Source organism: Vibrio crassostreae (assembly GCF_041439375.1).
Classification (GTDB): Bacteria; Pseudomonadota; Gammaproteobacteria; order Enterobacterales; family Vibrionaceae; genus Vibrio; species Vibrio crassostreae_D.
Genome location: NZ_JBGONY010000126.1, coordinates 1 through 2,259 on the forward strand (window position 1 = coordinate 1; position 2,259 = coordinate 2,259).

The 2,259-nt window shown below is 42.8% G+C and carries 4 protein-coding genes; 3 read left to right on the top strand and 1 reads right to left on the bottom strand.

Annotated features, from left to right (window positions below; genetic code table 11):
- The first annotated feature begins 55 nt into the window (after positions 1–55).
- The 3 genes from ACED45_RS23865 to ACED45_RS23875 all read left to right on the top strand — a co-directional run bounded on the left by ACED45_RS23865 (position 56) and on the right by ACED45_RS23875 (position 1,474).
- The gene (locus tag ACED45_RS23865) at positions 56–397 is read left to right on the top strand and encodes a hypothetical protein (protein ID WP_371715195.1); all 342 of its coding nucleotides are present in this window, start codon (positions 56–58) and stop codon (positions 395–397) included.
- 45 nt (positions 398–442) lie between these two features.
- On the top strand, positions 443–943 hold the full coding sequence (locus ACED45_RS23870; protein ID WP_213967077.1) for a hypothetical protein: 501 nt from the start codon (positions 443–445) through the stop codon (positions 941–943).
- A 102-nt stretch (positions 944–1,045) separates the two neighbouring features.
- Positions 1,046–1,474 carry a DUF2787 family protein gene (locus tag ACED45_RS23875; protein ID WP_054866222.1) on the top strand — a complete coding sequence of 143 codons (429 nt, stop codon included), beginning with the start codon at positions 1,046–1,048 and terminating at the stop codon, positions 1,472–1,474.
- 324 nt (positions 1,475–1,798) lie between these two features.
- Here ACED45_RS23875 and ACED45_RS23880 read toward each other — a convergent pair whose 3' ends face one another.
- Positions 1,799–2,143, bottom strand: a complete 345-nt coding sequence (locus ACED45_RS23880; RefSeq protein ID WP_371715196.1) for a hypothetical protein — start codon at positions 2,141–2,143, stop codon at positions 1,799–1,801.
- Positions 2,144–2,259: the final 116 nt, after the last annotated feature.

The following is a 2,259-nucleotide window of genomic DNA, read 5'->3' on the forward strand; positions in this document are numbered from 1 at the left end:
TTGAAAAGCGAAATGTCGCTTAGCTAAGTGTCCAGTCTGACTGGAGCAGATCATAATGCCTGATGGTGTGAAAGCAAAACTGTTAGAGCATCTAATAGAGCCATTCGGTGATGAAGAAAGTACGAAAGCGTTTTGGGATGAGATTGGCACTACTTTGTACTTGATTGAGGAGTCCGATACCAATGAAACCTTGAGTGAAGAGTCAGAGGAAGCTCAACACTTCCTACGCTTTGTTACTAACTACCCTGAATGGGTTCTGTTACTAAATGATGATGACTCTCCTTGGCTACTTGCTGTAGCTATTGTCACTACGGCTGGTAGTGGGGTGTATTGCTGCGCTCCAATGAACAGTCCAACGTTCCCTGTCGTCAAGCTTGCTGAACAAGCTGAATCTTAATCTCGAATTTAATCTTAATAGTCACTAATAGTATGGAGGTGTCCCATGGCACGTAAAACCAATCAAAAAGAAAAAGTCGTTCAACCTGAAGTATTTGAGGGTAATGAACAAGTCAAGGTTACTGACGATAATCCAGTAGACCATTTCACTAATATCGTGCTCGAAGGCAAAGCGAAAAAGTTATCACCGAAAACTCAGAATCATGTGTTCTATGAGCTTTCAGTCCATGATGATCTAAATGCTCTATTCCTCAGACTTTCGGGTAATGAAGGTGGCGGTCTTCATAGTAAAGAGTGGGTAGCCTTTGAAGATATTGTCGCCGTGTTAAATGAGCAAGACGAGAAACCGTTTAAGAGCACTGTATTCAAGTCAGTGTTCAAAGGTGGGTCTGCTAATAATGCTGGATTTATGGCGGCGGCACTGCGTGGGTTATTACTTATCCTGCCGTCAGAGAAATCGGTGTTTCTCCACGTTCTTGCGCCTGACTACGAGCAACGTCGTGATGAACTCCTGTCATTAGTAGGAGGTGAAACCGAAGCTAAATAACCTCGAAACTCACATCAATCCTTACCGACCAAGCCACTTCCCAATTTTCATACCTCGCACTACACAAGAGTACATCCCTAACAAACTAAAAGAGAATTTATTATGAAACTATGCTTTTCAAAGAATAAGCTGACTTTACCTGTCAGTGTCGATCTTCAAGATACTTTAAGCCGAGTGATCAGCGAATCAGGCAAATGGACACCCATGATCCAATCGGTCGTGATTAGCTTCCGAGATTCGAGCTATAGCTCTGAGAACGGTGGATACCACCCTATTGAGATTTCTATTAGTAGGCTTGGTGACCAATGGGTTTTCGACTACATCACTGACTTTAGTTACTGTGGATTGATGCCTGAACTTGAGAAAGAAATCGACTTTGATTTTGGTCATGGTGTGGCTTTCATTCGATACATGGGTGAAGTTCCCATTACTGAATCCAGTGTCGCTGAGTTTTATTCGATGTGGGAAACCAACTTTCTAGGCTACATCGGAATGGACTGCTTTGATGAGATAAAAGTCACGGTGGATTAGTCCATCACTAACGAATCAAGTTGAAAGCACCATGTATGCACCATAAAATTCGCCTCTCACTTCCTAGTGACACTAAGGCTTCCCATTGTCCCATGTAACCCATGGTGTGATGGGAAGCCTTTTTCATTTGGGTAACGTTCTACAACGGATTACTTAAACGTTGCCGTCGAGATTCAGAGAGGTTGAAGTTGCTGGATTGCAATGGACGGTGGAAACACCAAGGAAGGGAGACTCAATTTTAACGAGTTTACTTAGCTTGCACTGGTGTTTTGTTATTAAAGACTCCCATTGCTATCTGGAAGCAATGGGAGCGAGTGTTTAGGTTTAGCCTGCTAGTTCAATCAGGGCTTGTTGAGCTTGTTGCTCTTTACTGTCAAGGCTTGATGGAAGAGCGTAACTCTTAATGTTTGGTAGTGAGTTCAAGTACTTGAAAAAACCTTGAGTTGTCATAGGTTGTACAGGTTCGAAGTAAGCTTCTTCATCATCACCAAATGAAAACTCTGAGCAGTACATTACAAGATCTTCTTTCTCATAAATCAGGGCGATAGAGCGAGAGTCTTCAAAATCACTATACGCTTTGAACTCCAAGTGTAGAACTTCCTGACCCTCAACATTCGATAGGAACTCAGCTCCAGCTTCAATCGTATAGTGGTCAGCGTCGACTGACATTGTACACATTCCCATAATTGCCTCATGAGCATGTGCTGCTGCGTTGCATTTAGCTAGCTTTTCACTAGGGCGTGTTGATCTTTGCTGTACATTTCGCGTTCAACAATACATCGGTA

Excerpts from the sequence above, each read along its gene's own strand:
- ACED45_RS23865 (WP_371715195.1), top strand. The coding sequence starts at position 56 with ATGCCTGATGGTGTGAAAGCAAAACTGTTAGAGCATCTAATAGAGCCA.
- ACED45_RS23870 (WP_213967077.1), top strand. The coding sequence starts at position 443 with ATGGCACGTAAAACCAATCAAAAAGAAAAAGTCGTTCAACCTGAAGTA.
- ACED45_RS23875 (WP_054866222.1), top strand. The coding sequence starts at position 1,046 with ATGAAACTATGCTTTTCAAAGAATAAGCTGACTTTACCTGTCAGTGTC.
- ACED45_RS23880 (WP_371715196.1), bottom strand. The coding sequence starts at position 2,143 with ATGTCAGTCGACGCTGACCACTATACGATTGAAGCTGGAGCTGAGTTC.